This window comes from Cupriavidus sp. 96C5-1 (genome assembly GCF_057798855.1).
Genome location: NZ_JBYOJU010000064.1, coordinates 22,525 through 43,718, shown reverse-complemented (window position 1 = coordinate 43,718; position 21,194 = coordinate 22,525). Strand labels below are relative to the sequence as shown.

At 64.0% G+C, this 21,194-nt stretch carries 13 protein-coding genes; 11 read left to right on the top strand and 2 right to left on the bottom strand.

What is annotated here, in order from left to right:
• The first annotated feature begins 71 nt into the window (after positions 1-71).
• Entirely contained in the window at positions 72-3,167 is a 3,096-nt protein-coding gene (locus AC3FOF_RS40705) for an efflux RND transporter permease subunit (protein ID WP_488729852.1), read from the top strand.
• Between the two features lie 162 nt (positions 3,168-3,329).
• Here the strand turns inward: AC3FOF_RS40705 and AC3FOF_RS40700 are convergent, their stop codons facing one another.
• On the bottom strand, positions 3,330-3,869 hold the full coding sequence (locus AC3FOF_RS40700; RefSeq protein ID WP_488729851.1) for a transposase: 540 nt from the start codon (positions 3,867-3,869) through the stop codon (positions 3,330-3,332).
• A gap of 337 nt (positions 3,870-4,206) precedes the next feature.
• The gene (locus tag AC3FOF_RS40695; protein ID WP_488729850.1) at positions 4,207-6,033 is read right to left on the bottom strand and encodes an efflux transporter outer membrane subunit; all 1,827 of its coding nucleotides are present in this window, start codon (positions 6,031-6,033) and stop codon (positions 4,207-4,209) included.
• A 34-nt stretch (positions 6,034-6,067) separates the two neighbouring features.
• Between AC3FOF_RS40695 and AC3FOF_RS40690 the strand changes: the two genes are divergently transcribed.
• From AC3FOF_RS40690 to gabP, 10 genes are all read left to right on the top strand, one after another.
• Positions 6,068-7,291 (top strand): efflux RND transporter periplasmic adaptor subunit, encoded by a 1,224-nt coding sequence (locus tag AC3FOF_RS40690; RefSeq protein WP_488729849.1) that lies wholly within the window; start codon positions 6,068-6,070, stop codon positions 7,289-7,291.
• 82 nt (positions 7,292-7,373) lie between these two features.
• Complete coding sequence (locus tag AC3FOF_RS40685) at positions 7,374-10,550, top strand: efflux RND transporter permease subunit (protein ID WP_488729848.1); 3,177 nt, start codon at positions 7,374-7,376, stop codon at positions 10,548-10,550.
• A 278-nt stretch (positions 10,551-10,828) separates the two neighbouring features.
• A complete protein-coding gene (gene gabT, locus AC3FOF_RS40680; RefSeq protein ID WP_276265038.1) occupies positions 10,829-12,130 on the top strand; it encodes a 4-aminobutyrate--2-oxoglutarate transaminase in 1,302 nt (433 codons plus the stop codon).
• A gap of 40 nt (positions 12,131-12,170) precedes the next feature.
• Positions 12,171-12,524, top strand: a complete 354-nt coding sequence (locus AC3FOF_RS40675) for a DUF3870 domain-containing protein (protein ID WP_017227815.1) — start codon at positions 12,171-12,173, stop codon at positions 12,522-12,524.
• 251 nt (positions 12,525-12,775) lie between these two features.
• Entirely contained in the window at positions 12,776-13,720 is a 945-nt protein-coding gene (gene glaH, locus AC3FOF_RS40670; RefSeq protein WP_017227816.1) for a glutarate dioxygenase GlaH, read from the top strand.
• Between the two features lie 9 nt (positions 13,721-13,729).
• On the top strand, positions 13,730-14,056 hold the full coding sequence (locus tag AC3FOF_RS40665; RefSeq protein ID WP_488729847.1) for a hypothetical protein: 327 nt from the start codon (positions 13,730-13,732) through the stop codon (positions 14,054-14,056).
• Positions 14,057-14,197: 141 nt separating this feature from the next.
• Entirely contained in the window at positions 14,198-15,961 is a 1,764-nt protein-coding gene (gene capB, locus AC3FOF_RS40660; protein WP_017227818.1) for a caprolactamase subunit beta, read from the top strand.
• Positions 15,962-15,979: 18 nt separating this feature from the next.
• On the top strand, positions 15,980-18,091 hold the full coding sequence (capA, locus tag AC3FOF_RS40655; protein WP_488729846.1) for a caprolactamase subunit alpha: 2,112 nt from the start codon (positions 15,980-15,982) through the stop codon (positions 18,089-18,091).
• Positions 18,081-19,511, top strand: coding sequence for an aldehyde dehydrogenase family protein (locus AC3FOF_RS40650; RefSeq protein WP_017227820.1), 1,431 nt, complete (start codon positions 18,081-18,083; stop codon positions 19,509-19,511). Before capA ends, AC3FOF_RS40650 begins: the two co-directional genes overlap by 11 nt.
• A gap of 200 nt (positions 19,512-19,711) precedes the next feature.
• Complete coding sequence (gabP, locus tag AC3FOF_RS40645) at positions 19,712-21,094, top strand: GABA permease (protein ID WP_017227821.1); 1,383 nt, start codon at positions 19,712-19,714, stop codon at positions 21,092-21,094.
• Positions 21,095-21,194: the final 100 nt, after the last annotated feature.

Sequence of the window (21,194 nt, the reverse complement as noted above, 5' to 3'; positions counted from 1 at the left end):
CGCGCCGGTTCGCGTGGTGACGCAGGGCGGCATGCTGCTCAACGAAATGCTGCTCAAGCAGGAGGCCTGAGATGGTCTTCTCGCCCATCAGAAGTATCCTCAAGCGGCGCCTGGTCATCGTCTTCCTAGCCGTTGGCCTGCTGGCGGCCGGCGTGCTGAGCTTCCTGCAGTTGCCGCTGCAGGCGTATCCCGGCGTGGCGCCGGTCACGGTGCAGGCCATCACGCAGTGGTCGGGCCGCAGCACGGTGGAGGTCGAGCAGCAGATCACGATCCCGGTGGAGAACGCGCTGGCCAGCGTGCCGGACGTGCAGTCCTTCCGCTCGGTCTCGCTGTTCGGGCTCTCGGTGGTGACCGTCAAGTTCAAGGAAGGCGTCGACAACTTCAAGGCGCGCCAGAACTTCGTCACCTACCTGTCGCAGGCCAACCTGCCGCCCGGCGTGCAGGCCGCGCTGTCGCCGGACAGCGACGCCACCGGTGAAATCATGCGCTTCGGGGTGGAAGCCCATGGCGTGGACCTGACGACGGTGAAGACCTACCAGGACTACACCATCTACAAGGAACTGAAGCATATCTCGGGCGTGGCGGATGTGTCCGCCTTCGGCGGCATGGTCAAGCAGTACCAGATCGTGCCGACGCCGGAGAAACTGCAGGCCTACGGGCTCTCGCTCAAGCAGGTGATCGACGCCATCTCGAACGCCAACGCCAATATCGGCGGCGGCCTGATGAAGGCCGGCGAACAGCAGTTCGTGGTGCGCGGCGTGGGCCTGCTGCAGAACATCGAGGATATCCGCAACGTAACGGTCTCGGTCGCCAGCGGCGTGCCGGTGCGCGTACGCGATATCGCCGAAGTGCGCATCGGCCACAATCCGCGCCTGGGCATGGTGCAGTACAACGAGCACGACGATATCGTCGAAGGCATCGTGCTGCTCAAGCGCGACGACAATGCGTCGGAAGTCCTGGCGCGCGTGCGCGACAAGATCGCCGACCTCAACCAGAACGTATTGCCGAAGAACATCCAGATCAAGCCGTTCTATGACCGGCAGAACCTGCTCGACATCACCATGGGGACCGTCGAGCACGCGCTGTTCGTCGGCATCTCGCTGGTGCTGATCGTGCTGTTCATCTTCCTCGGCAGCTTCCGTGCCGCGGCGGTGGTGGCGGCGGTGATCCCGCTGGCCTTGTGCGTGTCCTTCATCAATATGGACCACTTCAAGGTGCCGGCCAACCTGATCTCGCTCGGGGCGATCGACTTCGGGCTGATCGTGGATGCCGCGGTGATCGTGATGGAAAACATCATGCGCCACCTGGAGGAAGGCGAGACCAACGTCGAGGACGGCATCGTCAAGGCCACCAGCGAAGTGCAGCGGGCCATGATCTTCTCCACCGGCATCATCATCGTGGCCTACTCGCCGCTGTTCTTCATGGGCGGGGTGGAAGGCATCATCTTCAAGCCGATGGCCTTCACCATGGGCTTCGCGCTGCTGGCCTCGATCGTGCTCGCGCTGACCTTCGTGCCAGCGGTGACCTCCTTCGTGTTCAGCGGCTCGCTGCGGCCGCACTCGCCGAAGTTCATCGAGGTCATCCTGCGTGCCTACAAGCCGCTGCTGCGCAAGCTGTTGAAGAAGCCCGGCCTGGTTTTCCTGGCCGCCTTCATCGGCCTGGCCGGCACGCTGTACAGCTCGCGCTACCTCGGCACCGAGTTCCTGCCCACGCTGGAAGAGAACAACCTGTGGCTGCGCATCACGCTGCCCAACACGGTCGATCTCGATTACTCGGCCTCCATCTCGCGCGACCTGCGCGGCTTCTTCCGCGAGCAGCCGGAAGTCAGGGCGGTATCCGTGCAGATCGGCCGTCCGGACGACGGCACCGACTCCACCGGCGTGTTCAACCAGGAGTACGCGCTGTACTTCAAGCCCCCCGCCGACTGGCCCAAGGGCGCCACCAAGCAGCAGGTGGTGGAACGGCTCACCAAACACCTGGACCGCATCCCCGGCATCGAGTACAACTTCTCGCAGTACATCCAGGACAACGTGAATGAGGCGCTGTCCGGGGTCAAGGGCGAGAACTCGGTGAAGATCTTCGGCCCTGACCTGGTGACGCTGCAGGACACGGCCAAGGAGGTCGAGTCCACCCTGAAGAAGGTGCCGGGCCTGGCCGACGTGGGCATCTTCAAGGAACTGGGCCAGCCCACGCTGAACATCACCGTGGACCGCGAGAAGAGCGCGCGCTTCGGCATGAACGTCAGCGACATCCAGACCGCGGTGCAGTATGCCGTCGGCGGCGATGCGGTCACCAACATCCTGGAGGGCGAGAAGACCTTCGGGCTGTCGGTGCGGCTCAACGACCAGGCGCGCAACAACCCGGACGTGATCGGCCGCCTGCTGGTGGACACGCCCGACGGCCAGCGCGTTCCGCTGTCGATGGTGGCCAAGGTGGAGGCCACCGACGGGCCGTTCTTCGTCTACCGCGAAGCCGGCAAGCGCTATATCGCCATCAAGTTCGGCGTGCGCGGGCGCGACCTGGGCAGCGCGGTGGCCGAGGCGCAGGAGAAGGTCGGCAAGGCGGTGACGCTGCCGGCGGGCTACAGCATCTTCTGGGACGGGCAGTTCAACCAGATGAAGATCGCGCAGAAGAAGCTGGCGGTGATCGTGCCGCTGACCATCCTGGTGATCTTCCTGCTGCTGTACAGCACCTTCGGCAACTTCAAGGACGCGCTGATGGTGGTGCTGAACGTGCCGTTCGCGGCCATTGGCGGCCTGCTGTCGCTGCATATCGCCGGAGAGACCCTGTCGATCTCGGCGGGCATCGGCTTCCTGTCGCTGTTCGGCATCGCGATCCAGGACGGGGTGATCCTGATCTCCTACGTCAACCGGCTGGCGCAGTCCGAAGACCTGCACGAGGCCGTGGTCGAAGGCGCGGCGCTGCGCTTGCGCCCGGTGGTGATGACCGCGATGCTGGCCGGCCTGGGCCTGCTGCCGGCGGCGCTGTCGCACGGCATCGGCTCGGAGGCGCAGCGCCCGCTGGCGCTGGTGATCGTGGGCGGCATGGTGACCACCACGCTGCTGACCTTGCTGGTGCTGCCGGTGGTGTTCTCCTGGGTCAACCGCAACCGCGGGCGCAAGGGCGGGTCCGATGCTGCCTCGCTGACGCCGGCCGAGGGTATCTGAAGCTGAACCAACCAGTGGCCGGCACGCCGCAAGGCGCGCCGGCCATGGCGCTGTGCCTTGGCGCCGGCGCAACCGTGGCACAGGCGCAAAAGGCCCCCGCGAAGGGCAAGCATCGGTGTCGCCGACTGTCTTCTGGGGCAGCAGGCCCTATCGATCGATCCCTTAGCCAGGATGCGCGGCGCGCTCGCATAGCGGGCACACGCGCATCAGCAATGGCCCATCGTCCGCCTGATTCCGGGACGGGCTATCGCGTCCGATCGGAGCGCATCGACATCCAAACGTGGCCGGCGCAGGCGCGTCGAGCACACTGGCCGGCACCACCGCATACCGTACCCCAAGCCGCACGCGGCGCTCCCTGTTTCCCGCCGGGTCCAACGTCAACAGCCACAGCCGGATCTGCAGCGACCAGTGCGCCACGGTTTCCGGCTGGATCGCCAGCTTCCGTGCGGCTTGGGCGGGGGATACGGGTAGGGAGATCAGTGCAAAGAATGCGCGGAGCTTGTCTTCCGGCCGCAGACGGGCCATCGGTGTCCCGGTCAGGCGATTGAACCGCCGGTTGCAGCCATGGCAATGAAACTGTGGCAGCCCGCTGTGATCCAGACCATCATAGGTCGCCCCCCGCGCATGGCAGCGAGGACAGCGCGGCGGGCGACGGCTTGCCGTATGCAGCTTGCGCCATGCCGACAGCAGGAATGCCGTCAAGTCGGCATCCGCCACATCGGCGGGCCCCAGGGGCCGAACGTGCATCAGGGCAGTGGCCTTGCGAGGATCGCCCGGATAAGGAATGTCGAGCGGGTTTCCCAGCGCAATAGAAGGGCCGGCGTCCGTTTGCGTCGGACGTCTCGGTGAAGGTGGACTCATCGGTCAGCAGGAAAGCGCTGGGTCATCAGAGCCCGGGGGTTATTCCAGACTCATCGTCATCAGCTATTGGCTTTGCAGCATGGCCGCTACTCGCACGCCATCGCTGCCGCTTGCTCGGTGCCGGGGTTCCCGTGGGAGCATCCTGGAACCGTGTCTCTGCGGTGTTCAGTGCCCGCCGTTAGTTGGAAGACTTCGCTCCTGCTTCGGCTACAGCCACGTCAGCCGGCTTGTTCCACCATCCGCCTCCCAGCGCCTGGAACAATGCGGCCGTATCGCCAAAACGAGTGGCCTGCGCCTGTACCAGGGTAATCGCCGTCTGCTGATAGGCCTGCTCCGCGGTCAGCAGGGCCAGATAGTTGACGTAGCCCAGTTCCTGCTGTTTGCGCGTGAGCTCGAGCGAGGTTTTGGCCGCGCGCTCGGCTGCCACCGCCGCATTCAAAGCGTTAGCATCGGCATGAAGCGCGTGTAATGTATCCGCTACATTCTGGAACGCTGTCAGCACGGTGCTGCGATACTGCGCCGCAGCCTGGCTCAGCGCCGCCTCGGCACCGCGCTGCCGATGCAGCAAGGTGCCTCCAGCGAAGAGCGTCTGGGTCGCACTGCCGACGAGGGTGAAGAATTGCCCGGCAGGCGAGAACATCTGGCTGAATTGGGCTGCATTGCCTCCAAACGTGCCATTGATGGCGAACTGGGGAAGGCGTGCCGCCACCGCCACGCCGACCTGCGCGCTGGCCGAGTGCAGTTGCTCCTCGGCGGCCCGGATATCGGGACGCTGGTCCACCAGCTGGGACGGCAGGCTGACGGGCAGTTCCTCCGGCAGATGGAGCGACGACAGCGCAAACGTTTCGTCCACGTCCTCGTTCGGCAGGTTGCCAACCAGGACGCGGATCAGGTCCCGGGTCTGCTCAAACTGCTTTTCGAGAGGCGGAAGCAGTTGCTTGGCCTGCGCCAAGGCCGTTTCCTGAGCCGCCACATCGAGACCTGCGGCAGAGCCGTACTTGAGCTGCCCCCGCATGATCTCGAGGGAGCGGGTATTGGCGCTGATGATGCGTTTGACGGCGGCGATCTGGTCCCGCACCGACGCCTCCTGGATCGCTGCGGCGACCACGTTGGAGGCAAGCGTGATATACGCTGCCTCGAGCTGGAACCGCTGGGCGTCCGTCTGTGCCTGGAGCGATTCCACCGCGCGCCGGTTGGCGCCGAAGACGTCTGGCACGAAGCCGACCGTCAATTGGGCGCTGTGCCAGTTATAAATAACGGGGGTGCTGCCTGGGGGCGTGGCGTCGGTCTGCCCAGTCGAGATGACGGATCCATTACCCTGGAGCCCTGGCGAGTTGCCGCCTGTATTCCCGGATATCTTGATGCGCGATGGCGAATAGCTTGCCTGAATCGTTGGAAAGAATAATCCCCGTTGCGCGTACACGTTCTCCTGGGCCTGGCGTAGCGCAGCCTGGGCGGCCTCGATAGTGGGGTTGGCCTTGAACGCCTTCCGGATCAGGGAGTCGAGTTGCGGCGAGCGGAACAGGGTCCACCATTCGGCCGGGATATCGCGCGCCGTGTTGAAAGTCTGCGCTGCCCCGGCGATTCCAGGCGCCGAGGCAGTCGCCATCGGCAGGGGGGTGGGCGCGTAGTCGCTGGCTTGAGGGGCTTTCGGCCGCTGGAAATCCGGCCCGACCGCGCAGCCGCCGGACGCTACGGCAACCAGTGCCGCCGCAAGTTGAACCAGCCTCTTCCTGGTTCCGAATTCAACAGAGTGCTTGCGCATCATTTTCACCCACATCGCTCTTTCGTCGATCGCTTGGTCGACAACTCCAGCACGACTACCCGCACGGCCGGCACTGCAGGCAGCATGAACGGTCCCGGCGGCATTCCCCCACCACGACCGTCGCGGCATGGCACGCCCATTGCCTGTCAGCGATGGCATGGCGGCGATTCTATGCGTGAACGGATTGACCGCGTACTGTGATTGATGACAGTAGACTGCGCGCCTGCCCAGTTCCATCATGCGCACAAATTCATGCAAATTTCGGGGTCCTGTCGTGCGTATCGATGCCAAATCCGCCGCTATCGGCGGCGCTGCCGCAGCCATTGCCGTGGTCGGATTGATGTTCGGCTTCTCGGCTCGCACGCAGCCCACGTCCCTTTACGGTCCGCAACCGGAGCAAGGCAATGCCGGCGGTGGCAAAGCGCAGGTGGCGCCTACCGCGCGTGGCGAGCAGGCAGTGATCCTGCTTCCGACGCAGTTGCAGCACGTCAAGGTCGCGCCGGTGGAGGAAAAGGAGTTCGCCAGCCAGCGTGAAGCGATCGGCAATATCGATTTCAACCAGGACCGTTCGGTCCAGGTATTCACCTCCTACCAGGGCAAGATCCGCAGCGTGTTCGTCAAGGTCGGCGACGACGTCGAGAAAGGCAAGCCCCTGTTCGAGATCGATAGTCCGGATCTGGTGCAGGCCGAATCCACGCTGATCTCCGCCGCCGGCACCCGCAAGCTGACCACCAAGGCGCTGGAGCGCGCCAGGCAATTGTTCGAGATCCAGGGTATCGCCCAGAAGGACCTGGACCAGGCCGTGTCCGACCAGCAGGCAGCCGAGGCCGCCTACAAGGCCGCGCGCGATGCCGTGGCGATCTTCGGCAAGCGGCCGGCCGAGATGGACCGCATTGTCGAGGAGCGGAAGATCGATTCGATCCTGACGGTGGCCAGCCCGATCGCCGGGCGCGTCACGGCGCGCAATGCGCAGCCCGGGCTGCTGGTACAGCCCGGCAACGCACCGGCACCGGTCACCGTGTCGGACGTCTCCACCATGTGGATGCAGGCCTTCGTGCCGGAAACGGAGAGCCCGCTGCTGCATGTGGGCCAGCCGGTCCGGATGAAGGCGATGGCGTTCCCGGGCCGGGTCTTTGCCGGCTCCGTCGCCACCATTGGCGCCACGGTCGACGCCAACACCCACCGCATGATGGTGCGCTCCGAGATCAGGGATCCCAAGCATGAGCTGCGGCCAGGCATGTTCGCCTCGTTCGAGATCCGCACCGGCGACGCGATCCGCTCGCCGGCCATCGCGGCCGACGGGGTCGTGCGCGAAGGCGACGGCAGCATGACGGCCTGGGTCACCACCGACCGCAAGCGCTTCGTCCGGCGCACGGTCACGCTGGGGCAGCAGCAGGATGGCTGGGTCCAGATCGTCGACGGGCTCAAGCCGGGCGAATTGACGGCCAATGAAGGCGCTCTGTTCCTGAGCAACGCCGCCGCGCTCGCCCGCCAATAAGGCCGGCCTACCCCGCAAAAAGGCGATCACAAGCGATCACAAGCGATCCATCGAAGATCAAAGAAATACGAAGAGGTAGACCGTGCTAAGGGCCATTCTCCGGTTGTCGCTGACCCGCCGACCGCTCATCCTGCTGTTTCTCCTGGTCTTCGTTGGGGCGGGCCTGTTCGCCTTCTCCAGGCTCAATATCGAGGCATACCCGAACCCGGCGCCGGTGATCCTGGAAATCACCGCGCAGGCGCCCGGCCTGTCAGCCGAGGAGATGGAGCGCTACTACACGGTGCCGATGGAAGTTGGCCTGGCGGCCACGCCTGGCGTCGAAAGCATCCGCTCGACGTCGTTCTACGGCCTGTCCTTCGTACGCGTGACCTTCAAGTACGGGATCGACTATTACTTCGGCTACACGCAGGCCGCGCTCAGCCTGCAGCAGAACGTCAGCCTGCCAAACAATGTGCAGCCGCAGATCCAGGCCTCCAGCCTGGTGGGGGAAATCTATCGCTACCAGCTCAAGGGGCCGCCGCACTTCGGCCTGACCAACCTGCGCACGCTGCAGGACTGGGTGCTGCAGCGGCGCCTGAAGACCGTGCCGGGCGTAATGCAGGTGGTGAGCTGGGGCGGCACCACCAAGGAATACGACGTCGAGGCCGACCTGCACAAGCTGGAGACCTATAACATCACGCTGCCGCAGATGGTCACGGCTCTCGGCAACGCCAACATCAACGTCGGCGGGCGCACCATCAACCTTGGCCAGCAGTCGGTCAATATCCGCGGGGTCGGCCTGATCGAGAACGTCAAGGACATCGGCAGCATCGTCCTGACGCAGAACAACGGCGTACCGGTGCAGGTCAAGGACGTGGCCAAGGTCAAGATCGGCTTCACGCCGCGCCTGGGCAAATCCGGACGCGACAACGAAGACGACGTGGTCACCGCCATCGTGGTGATGAACCGGACCTTGCAGACCAATGAGGTGGTGGCGCGCGTCAAGGCCGAGATCGACAAGATCAACAGCGACGGCACCCTGCCCGCCGGCGTCAAGGTCGAACCTTACTACGACCGGTCCACGCTGGTCTCGGTCACCACCCACACCGTCCTGCACAGCCTGCTGTTCGGCTGCCTGCTGGTGTTCTTTATCCAGTGGATCTTCCTGGGCGACCTGCGCAGCGCGATCATCGTCAGCGTCAACATACCGTTCGCGCTGTTCTTCAGCATCATGATCCTGGTGCTGGTCGGGGAATCGGCCAACCTGCTATCGGTCGGGGCGGTCGACTTCGGGATCATCGTGGACTCCTCGGTGATCCTGGTGGAGAACGTGTTCCGGAACTTCCAGATGCCGCTGGCGGAGCAGGCGCGCCTGCTGGCGAGCCGCGATGCGCGGATACTGGGGATGCGCGTGCCGGATCGCCTGCGCATGATCTTTGTCAGTGCGCTGCAGGTGGACAAGGCGGTGTTCTTCTCGGCCGCCATCACGGTGGCTGCCTTCGTGCCGCTGTTCACCATGCAGGGCGTGGAGGGGCAGATTTTCGGGCCGATGGCGCGCACCTACGGCTACGCCCTGCTGGGCGCGCTGATCGCCACCTTTACCATTACGCCGGTACTGTGCACCTATCTGCTGCCCAAGCATATCGAGGAGAAGGAAACCTGGCTGGTGCGCGGCCTGCACCGGCTCTATGCGCCGGCCTTGAAGTGGTCGCTGTCCAACAAGCGGGTCTCGGTCACCATCGGCGCCCTGGTGCTGGTCCTCACCGGCCTGCTGATGACCCGCCTGGGCACGGAGTTCCTGCCGTCGCTGGAGGAGGGCAATCTGTGGATCCGCGCCACCATGCCGCCGACGACTTCGCTGGAAGCCGGCATTCCGCCGGTGGCCAGGATGCGGCAGATCCTGCTGCGCCATCCCGAGGTGGCCACGGTGGTATCCCAGCATGGCCGGCCCGATGACGGCAGCGATGCGGCCGGCTTCTTCAATGCCGAATTCTTCGTGCCGCTCAAGCCGTTCGACCAATGGCCGGCCGGGATGACCAAGGACAGGCTGGTGGCGGAGGTCCAGAAGGAGTTCTCGGACGAGTTCACCGGCATCACGCTGAATTTTTCGCAGTACATCCAGGACAATGTCGAGGAAGGCTTGTCCGGGGTCAAGGGCGCGAACTCGGTCAAGATCGTCGGGCGTGACCTGGGGACGCTGGAGACGCTGGCCGACCAGGTCCTGCACGAGATGGGCCAGGTCAAGGGCGTGACCGATCTCGGCGTGTTCCGCGTACTCGGCCAGCCCAATCTCAATATCCGCGTCAACCGCGAAGCCGCCGCGCGCTACGGGCTCAACACCGGGGACGTCAATACCGTGGTGCAGGCAGCGCTGGGCGGCACACAGGCCACCACGGTGCTGGAGGGCGACCGCCAGTTCGCGCTGACGGTGCGGCTGGCGCCGGAATACCGCGGCAATATCGAGGCTGTGCGCAATATCAAGGTGGCCTACCAGGCCGCGAACGGCAGCAATGCCTATATACCGCTGAGCGCATTGGCCGATATCACCCTCGATACCGGGGCGTCCTATATCTACCATGAGCGCAACCAGCGCTTCATCCCGGTCAAGTTCAGCGTACGTGGCCGCGACCTGGGCAGCACCGTGGCCGAGGCGCAGGAGCGCATCGCGAATGCCGTCAAGCTGCCGGAGGGTTACCACATCGAGTGGGCCGGCGAATTCGAGGAACTGGAGCAGGCGAAGAAGCGGCTGGAACTGATCGTGCCGGTCAGCATCCTGATGATCATCGTGCTGCTGTACGGCTTGTTCAATTCGCTGCGCGACAGCCTGATGGCGCTGGCAGGCATACCGTTCGCCATCGCGGGCGGGGTGGCGGCGCTGTTCCTCACCGGGCTGGACTTCAGCATCTCGGCGGCGATCGGCTTCATCTCCCTGTTTGGCGTGTCGGTGATGGACGGGATCCTGATGATCTCGTACTACAACGACCTGCGCGGCCAGCAGGGCTTCAAGTCGACGGAGGCGATGTTCCACGCCGCCCAGCAGCGGATGCGGCCCATGCTGATGACGGCGCTGTCCGCATGCATCGGCTTGTTCCCGGCGGCGATCTCCACCGGCATCGGCAGCCAGGTGCAGCGCCCGCTGGCCACCGTGGTAGTGGGCGGCATGCTGGTGGGGCCGCTGATGCTTCTGGTGATCGTGCCGGCGCTGCGGATGGTGTTCCTGGGCAAGGAACCGGATCCAGGTGACACCGCCACCGTGGCGGAAAACGACGCGCCGCATTGATCGATCTGGCCGGCGATCGCGGCATGCCGCGGTCCACGGCGATTTCCGGCCGGATCCCCGGGGGCCTGCCGCTCCCGGATCGGCGCGGCACGTACCCTCCCCTGTCCACGTAGACCCCGCCACGGGCCGGCAGCCTCGGCCTTGCGCCGGGAGCATCGACCGGGTGTATGGCTTCCGGCTGCACTACAGTGCCGCCGCCCAGCGCCGCGGCGTGTATATGGCGCCGGGTGCGCCCCGACTCTAGACTCTGTCACGCAGATACACGATCAGGACAGAGAATGAAAGCCACAACCAATAGCGAACTTGCGGCACGGCGCACGCAAGTCATTCCACGCGCCATCGGCAATGCCCACGCCATATTCTGTGAGTCGGCCGAGAACTCGGAGATCTGGGACGTCGAGGGCCGCCGCTATATCGACTTCTGTTCCGGCATCGCCGTCCTCAATACCGGGCACCGTCATCCGCGCATCATGCAAGCCATTGCCGAGCAGGCCGGTCGCTTCGCCCACACCTGCTTTCAGGTGGTCGGTTACGAATCCTATATCGCGCTTGCGGAACGCCTGTGCAAGCTGGCTCCCGGCCCGCATCCAAAGAAGGCGTTCTTCATGACCACCGGCGCGGAAGCGGTCGAGAACGCCGTCAAGATTGCGCGCGCCTACACCAATCGCCCAGGCATCATTGCATTCCATGGCGCCTTCCATGGCCGCACCATGTTCGCGTTGGCTATGACGGGGAAGGTCGCGCCCTACAAGATCGGCTTCGATCCGTTGCCCGGCGAGGTCTATCACGCGGCATATCCTTCCGAGACGGACAATATCAGCGTGGAGGATGCCATTCGAAGCATCGAGGCAATTTTCAGGCATCAGGCCGATCCTTCACGCATCGCGGCAATCTTCGTCGAGCCGGTACAGGGGGAAGGCGGCTACATTCCCGCGCCCAAGGCGTTTCTTCTCCGCCTGCGCGAGCTTTGCGATGCACATGGAATCCTGCTGGTAGCGGATGAGATCCAGTCTGGCATCGCCCGGACCGGGAAGATGTTCGCGCTCGAACATGCCGGCGTGGTGCCGGACCTGATGACCCTGGCCAAAGGGCTCGGGGGCGGCATGACGCTTTCCGCGGTATTGGGCCGTGCCGATGTTCTCGACGCCGTGCCGCCTGGCGGGCTTGGCAGTACCTATGCTGGTCATCCCATGGCCTGCGTAGCCGCGCTGGCGGTACTCGACGCGATCGAAGAGGAGCGCTTGTGCGAGCGCAGCGCCGACCTTGGCGATCGCATGCGCGCGGCGCTGTGGCGGCTGAAGGAAACCGTGCCGCAGATCGCGGATGTGCGCGGCCTTGGTGCCATGACCGGATTCGCACTGTGCCATGGCGGCGACGCCGGACGGCCGGCGCCGGGGCTGGCCAGCAGGCTGAAAGCCGAGGCCGCGGAGCGGGGACTGTTGCTGCTGACCTGTGGCCCGCATGGCAATGTGGTGCGCATCATGACCCCCCTGACCATCTCCGATGCGCTGCTGGACGAGGGGCTTGGCATCATCGCGGACATCCTGACGGAGTGCGCCGCCAGCCCGGACTGGCAATAGGCCGCGCCGGCAGCCTTCGAAATGCCGTTGGCAACGTTCCATGACAAAGCCCCTCACCTTGCTGATCGCCGGCCATGCGCGTCTCCCGCAGGGCATGCCCGCGAAACAGGTATTCGATTCGTTGACGATCACGGTCGAGATCGACGCTCGCTATGCCGTGGTCATCGATGCATCCTGCACGCTTGTCACCGAGCACGGCAGGCGTTTCATTCGCGATCTGCTGCGAGGCCGTAGTCTCCGCGACGGCATTGGCGAGATGACCGGATTGATCCAGCAATGCTATGTAGGCCGAGCCAGCCCGGCGCTGGCGGCGGCGCTAAAGGACCTGCATCAGCAATACGAGAAGCTGCAGCCTGGCAGGGAGCCGAGACCGCTCGCGCCAAATCCGCTATAGCGACGCCCTGCCGCTCCACCGCCGTCACCCACGGCACGGCGTAACCCAGGTGCGATGCGCCCTGGCGTCATCCCACCCGCACCTTGCTCCGCGCAGATTTGCCCCTGTGGCAGCAGCAAGGGCCTGAAAATCGAGATCTGCTGTGAGCTGCCAAACGATGCGGCATCGCTTCGTCGGGTTGTGACATCATGTCGCGGGGGACTGTTCACCCTTCTCATCCAGCGCACACGACACACGTTTTGGACAAGCCAATGGATATCACGACAGTCTCCGCCTCCCCACGCAAGCACCACCTCGCCAATGGCGCAGGATTCCGCGTGCTCGCCCACCCGCATCATTCGCGCCTGCATCACATCGTGCTGGACGACAACGTGCTCGCGGCATTCTTTGGGGCATGCAAGCATGTCAACAGCCAGAATCTCGAGTATGTGCCGACCATGCGCTTCATTCTGGCCAGGGAACTGGAGGCACGCCTGGGTATCGCATTCAGGCAGTCTTTGCGCGCCATCCTGCACGATCGCAATGCCGGCGGCTTCACTGTCGGCGTGCAAGGCACGACGGTGGATGCCGATGACTATGTCAAGTTCGGTACCGCCATCAGCCACCTGATCGGCCCCGGCAATCATGATGCGATGTCCGGCACCTACTATGCGCGCTTTCTGGTGAAGGATACGGACAACAGCGATTCCTATCTGCGGCAGGCCTATCGCCTGTTCACGCTGCACACCGATGGGACCTTCGTGGATGAGGCCACGGATTGGCTGCTGATGATGAAGTTCTCCGAACGGAATGCCAGCGGGGGCGAGTCACGACTGCTGCATCTGGACGACTGGGAAGCGTTGCAATCATTCAGCGAGCATTCGCTGGGGTCCTATCCGTTCACCTACAAGTCCCCACCCAGCAAGAACGTGGCGCAGTTTGTCAAGCGGCCCACGTTCTTCAAGGTCAACAACCAACCCTGCATCTGCTACATCGATCAGTTCGTCTGCCCGGAAACCATCGAGCATGCCGCCTGGCTGCAGAGCCTGTCGGACTCCATGGAGGCGTCCGCCGGTACCTCGGCCATCCCCCTGCCGGTCGGCGACCTGATCATGCTGAACAACCAGTTCTGGCTCCACGGCCGCGCGCCCTTTGCGCGGCATCCGGATCTGCACCGCGAACTGATGCGGCAACGCGGGAAATTCTCGGAAATATAGCGAGGCCGGATGGGGGCCGCTGGTCCTCACGCGCGCACAAGGCACCGTTGTGACATCCTGCTGGCCGATGACGAGATCATCTGCGGGTTCGGCAAGAACGTTGCGTTGCGCAACATCGAACGCAAGGAAAGCCGCGGTTTCGTCGCGCATGCGGCAGCCGTTGGCGAGATGTTTCAGGCCCGGCTGCGGGTATTCGCCGACCACCCGCTGATCGAAGAGGCATGTGGAGTTGGACTGATTGGCGCGCTGGAACCGGTGGCGAGCAAGGCTACGCGCGAAAGCTTCCCGCCGGGCGTGGCGCGCCCGCCTTGCCAGCACGGCAAACTGTGTGGGTGAGACGACCATCACAGTGCTAGCGATGACGCGTCCCGCTGTACGTTGTTGCGCCTGGACGGCATCTCTATGATGGATCCAGGCCAGCGGGAACCCCCGGATTGCGTCCCCGCGAGGCCACAACAAAAAGACAAGGAGACAGCAATGGCCCGAGACGTCGATCCAATCACGTTGGCGGTGGTGCGCGGTGTGCTGGAGACGACCCAGCGCGAGATGACCCTGACGCTGGAAAAAACCGCGCGATCCAGTGTGTTCAATGTTGCCCATGACTACAGCAATGCCATATTCAATCATCGCCCGGAGATGATCCTGCAGGGGCAGGATATTCCGATCCACCTCGGCGGCCTGATACCCGCCATGAAAGAGGTGGCACGCTACTTTGGCGATGATCTGCACGATGGCGATGTCATCTATCACAACGATCCCGCCTACAAGGGCAGCCATATCGTCGACTGCTGCATGTACAAGCCGGTGTTCTTTCGCGGCGAGCTGGCGTTCTGGACGGTGTGCAAGGGGCACGTCACGGATATCGGCGGGCCGGTCCCCGCTGGCTACAACCCGGATGCCAAGGAGATCTACGCCGAAGGGCTGCGCATCCCTCCGGTCAAACTGTGGGACAAGGGCGTGGAACGCTACGACGTCATCAACTTCATGCTGACGAACATGCGTTCCCGCCGCGACCAGGAGGGTGACCTGAAGGCTCAGCTCGGGGCCGTCAACGTGGGCGCCCGCAACCTGATCGCGCTGCTCGAGAAATACGGCGTCCAGACAGTTCGCGACTGTATCGATGCGCTCATGGACATGGCAGACCATCACATGCGGCAGATCATTCGCGAGGTGCCGGACGGCACCTACGAAAGCGCCGCGATTCTCGAGGACTCCGGACATGGTTATGGCGAGATCGAGATCCGGGCAAGCGTGACCATCGAAGGGGACACCTGCCACATCGCCATAGCGAGTCCACGGCAGATCCCGTACTTTATCAATTCCTACGAGGGCAACTCCATCTCGGGCGTCTACCTCGGCCTGATGATGTTCGCCCAGCTCGACCCACCCTATAACGAGGGACTCTACCGCTGCGTCAGCGTCGATCTGGGCCCCAAGGGCACCCTGTGCAATGCGCAGGAACCGGCCCCCCACGTGAATTGCACCACGACACCGATGGAAACCCTGGCCGACGCGGTGCGCCTGGCGTTCGAGAAGGCAAGGCCCGGGCGCGCGGTCGGTTCATGGGGACATTCGAGCGGTGTCAACATTGCGGGGCGCGACCAGCGCAATAGCGAGGAGTACGTCACGATGGTGCTGGCCTCCCTGGTGTCGGGCGCCGGCGCGACCGGCTATATGGACGGCTGGCACGCCTGCGGTCCGCAATCCTGCTTCGGGGCCTTGTACTCCGGCGACATCGAAACACTGGAATACGCCTACCCGATCATCATCCACAAGTATGGCCTGATAACGGATAGCGCGGGTGCCGGCCAGTATCGGGGCGGCTGCGGGACGGTGTGGGAAGTCGAGCCGATTGGCCACGAGATGACCGTCGTGAGTTTTGGCGAAGGGCGCAAGCGGCCGGCAATCGGCGCAAACGGCGCGAGCGTCGCCATTGCCGCAAGCAAGCTGGGCAGGGTTGAACTGTGGCGCAACGGCAAGGTGATCGAGAGCCATCAGGAAAACGGCGTGCTGAAGGTGAAGGACGGCTTCCGCCTCGCCACCTACAACCCCGGCGGAGGCGGCTGGGGATCTCCTTTCCTGCGCGACCCAGCGATGGTGGTCACGGACATCCGCAACGGCATCGTGTCCATCGCTGCGGCAAGAGCCGAGTACGGCGTGGTAGTGAACGCGACGGACCTGACGGTCGACCATGCCGCTACCAACGCGGTGCGTGCCGATCGAGAACAGCAAGGGCAATAGGGGAAAAGGGGAAAAGACATGAACAGCAAGCAATTTCGCCTGGGCATAGATGCGGGCGGCACCTTCACGGATTATGTGCTGGCCGATGGCAACGGCGGCATCCATTTGTTCAAGGCGACTTCCACCCCGGAAGATGGCACCCGCGCCATTGCCGACGGACTCGGCCAGATCTCGGAAGCGCTCGACAAGCCGGTGAGCCAGATCCTGTCCAGTCTCGACCTGTGCGTGAATGGCACCACCGTGGCCTTGAACGCGCTGATCCAGCACAGGGGGGTAAAGACAGGGCTGATCTGTACTGCCGGTCATGAGGACTCGCGGGAGATCCGGCTTGGGCACAAGGAGGAAGGGCATCGCTACGATGCCAGGTACCCGCCGGCAAGAATGCTGGTGGAGCGCCGCCTGCGGCGCCCGATCAGGGAACGCGTGCTGTCCGATGGCACGATCCACACGCCCCTGAACGAAGACGATGTACGGGCTGCCTGCGCGTTGTTCCGGGCCGAAGGGGTCCAGGCAGTCGCGGTGTCCTTCGTCTGGTCAGTGGCAAACGGAGTGCATGAGCGGCGCGCCGCCGAGATTGTGCGCACCATGCTGCCGGATGCCTACGTCTCGGTCGGACTGGAGGTCTTTCCTCAGATGCGCGAGTACACGCGAACCTCCACCACCGTGGTGAATGCCTATCTTGGTCCGGTGCTGGCACGCTATGTCAACAGGATCGAGCGGTTCTACGTCGAGAATGGCGTCGGATCGCCGGTTCGCTTCTATCAGTCCAATGGCGGCATGGCATCGAGCGACGCCATCGTTTCCCGGCCGGTCAACGCCATCAATTCCGGTCCCGCCTCCGCCCCGCTCGCCGGGCTCTTCGTGGCCAGGCCGTTTCGCTACAAGGACCTGATCACCGTCGATATGGGCGGCACATCGTTCGACATCACCCTGACCAAGGGAGGCATCACAAACATCAACAAGGATATCGATTTCCTCCGCTACCGCATCGGTACGCCGATGGTGCAGGTCGAGACACTGGGCGCGGGTGGAGGATCGATTGCGTGGATCGACGCGATGGGCTTGCTCAAGGTCGGCCCACAGAGCGCCTCCGCAGTGCCTGGACCGGCCTGTTATATGCGCGGCGGCACCGCGGCCACCGTCACCGACGCCAATGTCGTGCTGGGCTACCTGAATCCCGAATCGCTGCTGGGCGGGCGCGTGCCGATCAACGGCGCGGCATCGAGGGCCGCCATTGCCAAGGACATCGCGGAGCCGCTTGGAATCAGCGTTGAGAAGGCCGCATATGGCATTGTCAGCATCGTCAATGTCAATATGATCAACGGCATCCGGCGCGTCTCCATCGAGCGCGGCTATGATCCTCGTGATTTCGTTCTGATCGCTGCCGGCGGCGCAACCTCGCTGCACATCGCCGGGCTTGCCCGGGAGATCGGCGTCAGGACGGTTCTGGTGTCGAAGCTGGCATCGGGTCTGTGTGCCTTCGGCCAGTTGCTGTCCGATCTCAAGTACAACTATATGGCAGCCTGCCCGATGCGCATCGAACCGCACTCCAACCTTGGCCGGGTCCAGCGGCAATTCGAACAACTGGAGGCCGAGGCAATTGCCGCGCTAGGCAAGGAAGGCTTCCCGCGTGACAGAATCCGTGTCGAGCGTCATCTCGATATGCGCTACTGCGGCCAGGCCCATGAGTGCTCCGTCAGCATCGGGGAACTCCATGTCGGCCGCGAAACAATCGGCCGGATTCGCGAGCTGTTCGACGCTCGGCACAAACAGCTGTTCACCTATGCCGAGCCGGAAAGCCAGGTCGAGATCGTCAATGTCGAGAGCACGGTGTACGGCATGCTCGAGCAACCGCCGGCCTTATGCCTGCAACCCGGCTCCGGCGACATCGAGCGGGCCGTCAAGGCCCGCAGGAACATGATCTTTGGCCGTGGACAGGGCATCGAGGAAATCGCTTCGCCCATCTACGATGGCACCATGCTCGGCGCCGGCGACGTGGTGTGCGGCCCCGCCGTGATCGAAGAAGTCACCACGTCGATCGTATTGCCGCCGGACTGGTCGGCCCGCCTGGATGCGAGCGGCGTGTACGTCCTGACCGATACCCAGCGCGCAGAAAAAAATGAACGCTAACTATATCGCCGGCGAATGGATGGGCGCGAACGGCAGCGTCGAGAATATCAACCCATCCGATTGCAGTGACATGATCGGCGAATACGCCCAGGCCAGCACGGAGCAGACAAGCATCGCCGTCCACGCCGCCAGTCAGGCGCTCGGCGCCTGGCGCGAGACCGGGCCGCAGGCACGTGCGGACATGCTTGAACGCATCGGCGCGGAGTTGGCCGCGCGCAGGGAGGAACTCGGCACCCTCCTCTCCAGGGAGGAGGGCAAGACACTTGCCGAGGGCATTGGCGAAGTGGCGCGGGCAGCAGCCATATTCAAGTTCTACGCGGGCGAGGTGTTCAGGATCCGTGGCGAACGGATGGACTCCGTTCGCCCTGGGCTTGCCGTCGAGGTCACCAGGGAGCCGGTTGGCGTGATTGGCATCATCACACCGTGGAATTTCCCCATGGCCATTCCCGCCTGGAAGATCGCACCTGCCCTCGCCTACGGGAACTGTGTGATCTTCAAGCCGGCGGAACTGGTACCCGGCAGCGCATGGGCGCTGGCGGAGATCATCAGCAGGGCCGGCCTGCCGGCGGGCGTGTTCAATCTGGTGATGGGCAAGGGCAGTGTCGTCGGTCAGGCCATGCTGGAGAACCCGGACGTGGCGGCCATCAGTTTCACCGGATCCGAGAAGGTCGGCCGCCACGTGATTGCCACCGCCACCGCGCGCATGGCAAAGGTGCAGGTGGAAATGGGAGGCAAGAATCCCCTGGTGGTACTGGATGACGCGGAGCTCGACGCCGCTGTGGATTGCGCGTTGCAGGGAGCCTTCCATTCCACCGGGCAGCGATGCACGGCCTCCAGTCGCCTGATCGTCGAGCGGGGAATCCATTCGCGCTTTGTCTCGCGTCTGGTACAGCGCACGCAGGCGCTGCGCGTTGGCCATGCACTGCATGCGCAGACCCAGATCGGACCGGTGGTGGACGCCTCCCAGCTCGGACAGGATCTCGCCTATATCCAGATCGGGAAAGATGCGGGTGCCCGCTTGCTGTGTGGCGGCGAACGCCTGCCACTGCGTCACGATGGTTTCTACCTGCAGCCCGCCCTGTTCGCGGATGTCGTGCCCGAGATGCGCATCGCGCGTGAAGAGATCTTCGGTCCGGTCGCCTGCGTTCTTGTGGCGGACAGCTACGAGCACGCGTTGGCACTGGCAAACGATACGCCGTACGGACTGAGCAGCGGGATTTGCACTCAGTCGCTGAAGCACGCCACTGATTTCAAGCGCCGCGCACAAGCGGGCATGGTCATGGTGAATACGCCCACCGCGGGTGTCGACTACCATGTGCCGTTTGGTGGCAGAAAGGGATCAAGCTACGGCTCGCGGGAACAGGGTAGCCACGCTGCCGAGTTCTTCACCACCGTCAAGACATCCTACACCGCGTCGTAAGCGCCCTGGCGCCGCCACGTTGCGGCCGCACTACCTGGGCTGGGAGGCCGGCACAGAGACAGGCAGCAGACGAAGGTGGGGATCGAACCCGCCGGACCGGTGCGCCATCGTTGCACGCGCGTATTCCCAACACGCGTATTCGATCGCCCGGGCCGGGATATATACAGCCGGTCAAGAAGACCGGAGAAGCAGGAGACACCATGAAAAATACATCCAGCAGCCTGTCGCCCGGGCTAAAGCAGCGCCACATCACCATGCTATCGATCGCTGGCGTGATCGGGGCCGGGCTGTTCGTCGGTTCCGGCCATGCCATCGCCAAAGCCGGCCCCGCCGTATTGATCGCCTATGCCATTGCGGGCTTGCTCGTGGTACTGGTCATGCGCATGCTGGGCGAGATGGCAGTGGCGTCGCCCGATACAGGCTCCTTCTCCACCTACGCCGACCGCGCCATCGGCCACTGGGCCGGGTTCAGCATTGGATGGCTCTACTGGTGGTTCTGGGTACTGGTTATCCCGCTGGAGGCAACCGCGGCTGCCACCATTCTGCACACCTGGTTTCCTGGCATAGCCATGTGGATCTTCGCTTTCGGCATCACGCTGGTGCTGACCGCGGCCAATCTGTGCAGCGTCAAGAACTACGGCGAATTCGAGTTCTGGTTCGCCCTGACGAAGGTACTCGCCATCGTTGCCTTCCTGGCGCTCGGCGGTGCGGCCGTCCTGGGCATCCTGCCCGGCAGCGGGGTCTCCGGCGCATCGCGGCTATTCGACAGCGCCAGCTTCATGCCGCATGGCTTCGGCGCTGTGCTCGCGGCCATGCTGACCACCATGTTTACCTTCCTTGGCACCGAGATCGTCACCATCGCCGCGGCCGAATCGTCGGAGCCCAAGCGACAGATCATCAGGGCAACCAACTCCGTGATATGGCGCATCACGCTGTTCTATCTCGGCTCCGTCTTCCTGGTAACCGCGCTGGTGCCCTGGAACGATCCGCTGTTGCCCAGCCACGGCTCCTACCAGCGCACGCTCGAGCTGATCGGCGTGCCGCACGCGAAAGGCATCATCGACGTGATCGTGCTGGTGTCGGTGGCTAGCTGCCTCAACTCCGCCCTCTACACCGCTTCGCGCATGCTTTACTCGCTCTCAAGCCGGGGGGATGCGCCCAGGGCAATGTCGCGCACCAATGGGCAAGGCACGCCCGTGATGGCAGTACTGGGCTCCACTGCCGTTGGCTTTCTTGCGGTGGTCGCCAACTACGTCGTGCCGGATCAGGTGTTTGCCACGCTGCTGGCATCCTCAGGGACGATTGCGCTGCTTGTGTATCTCGTGGTGGCCATCTCGCAGTTGCGCATGCGCTACAAGTTGATCGATGCAGGGCAGCAGCTGGATTTCCGCATGTGGATGTTCCCGTGGCTGACCTGGGCTGTGATCCTGTTTATCTGCATGGTGCTGGTGCTGATGGTGATTCGCCCGGATCACCGCCTGGAAGTGGGTGCGACCGGGGTCCTTGCCTTCCTGGTGGCCACCGCCGGCATGCTGCGCGGCGTGCGCGCCGCGCAGTTGCGCACGCGCGTGGCGAGTAGCTGAGCCTGCATGGCATAGCCGGCAAACACCTGCGGCCCGCCGCTCCCGGTGAGCGCGAGGCCGCGCCTCGAACCGCACCGACTGAGCGGTTTCAGGGCTCGAA

Coding starts and splice junctions, on each gene's coding strand:
- AC3FOF_RS40705 (WP_488729852.1), top strand. CDS start 72: ATGGTCTTCTCGCCCATCAGAAGTATCCTCAAGCGGCGCCTGGTCATC.
- AC3FOF_RS40695 (WP_488729850.1), bottom strand. CDS start 6,033: ATGATGGAACTGGGCAGGCGCGCAGTCTACTGTCATCAATCACAGTAC.
- gabT (WP_276265038.1), top strand. CDS start 10,829: ATGAAAGCCACAACCAATAGCGAACTTGCGGCACGGCGCACGCAAGTC.
- AC3FOF_RS40675 (WP_017227815.1), top strand. CDS start 12,171: ATGACAAAGCCCCTCACCTTGCTGATCGCCGGCCATGCGCGTCTCCCG.
- glaH (WP_017227816.1), top strand. CDS start 12,776: ATGGATATCACGACAGTCTCCGCCTCCCCACGCAAGCACCACCTCGCC.
- AC3FOF_RS40665 (WP_488729847.1), top strand. CDS start 13,730: ATGGGGGCCGCTGGTCCTCACGCGCGCACAAGGCACCGTTGTGACATC.
- capB (WP_017227818.1), top strand. CDS start 14,198: ATGGCCCGAGACGTCGATCCAATCACGTTGGCGGTGGTGCGCGGTGTG.
- capA (WP_488729846.1), top strand. CDS start 15,980: ATGAACAGCAAGCAATTTCGCCTGGGCATAGATGCGGGCGGCACCTTC.
- AC3FOF_RS40650 (WP_017227820.1), top strand. CDS start 18,081: ATGAACGCTAACTATATCGCCGGCGAATGGATGGGCGCGAACGGCAGC.
- gabP (WP_017227821.1), top strand. CDS start 19,712: ATGAAAAATACATCCAGCAGCCTGTCGCCCGGGCTAAAGCAGCGCCAC.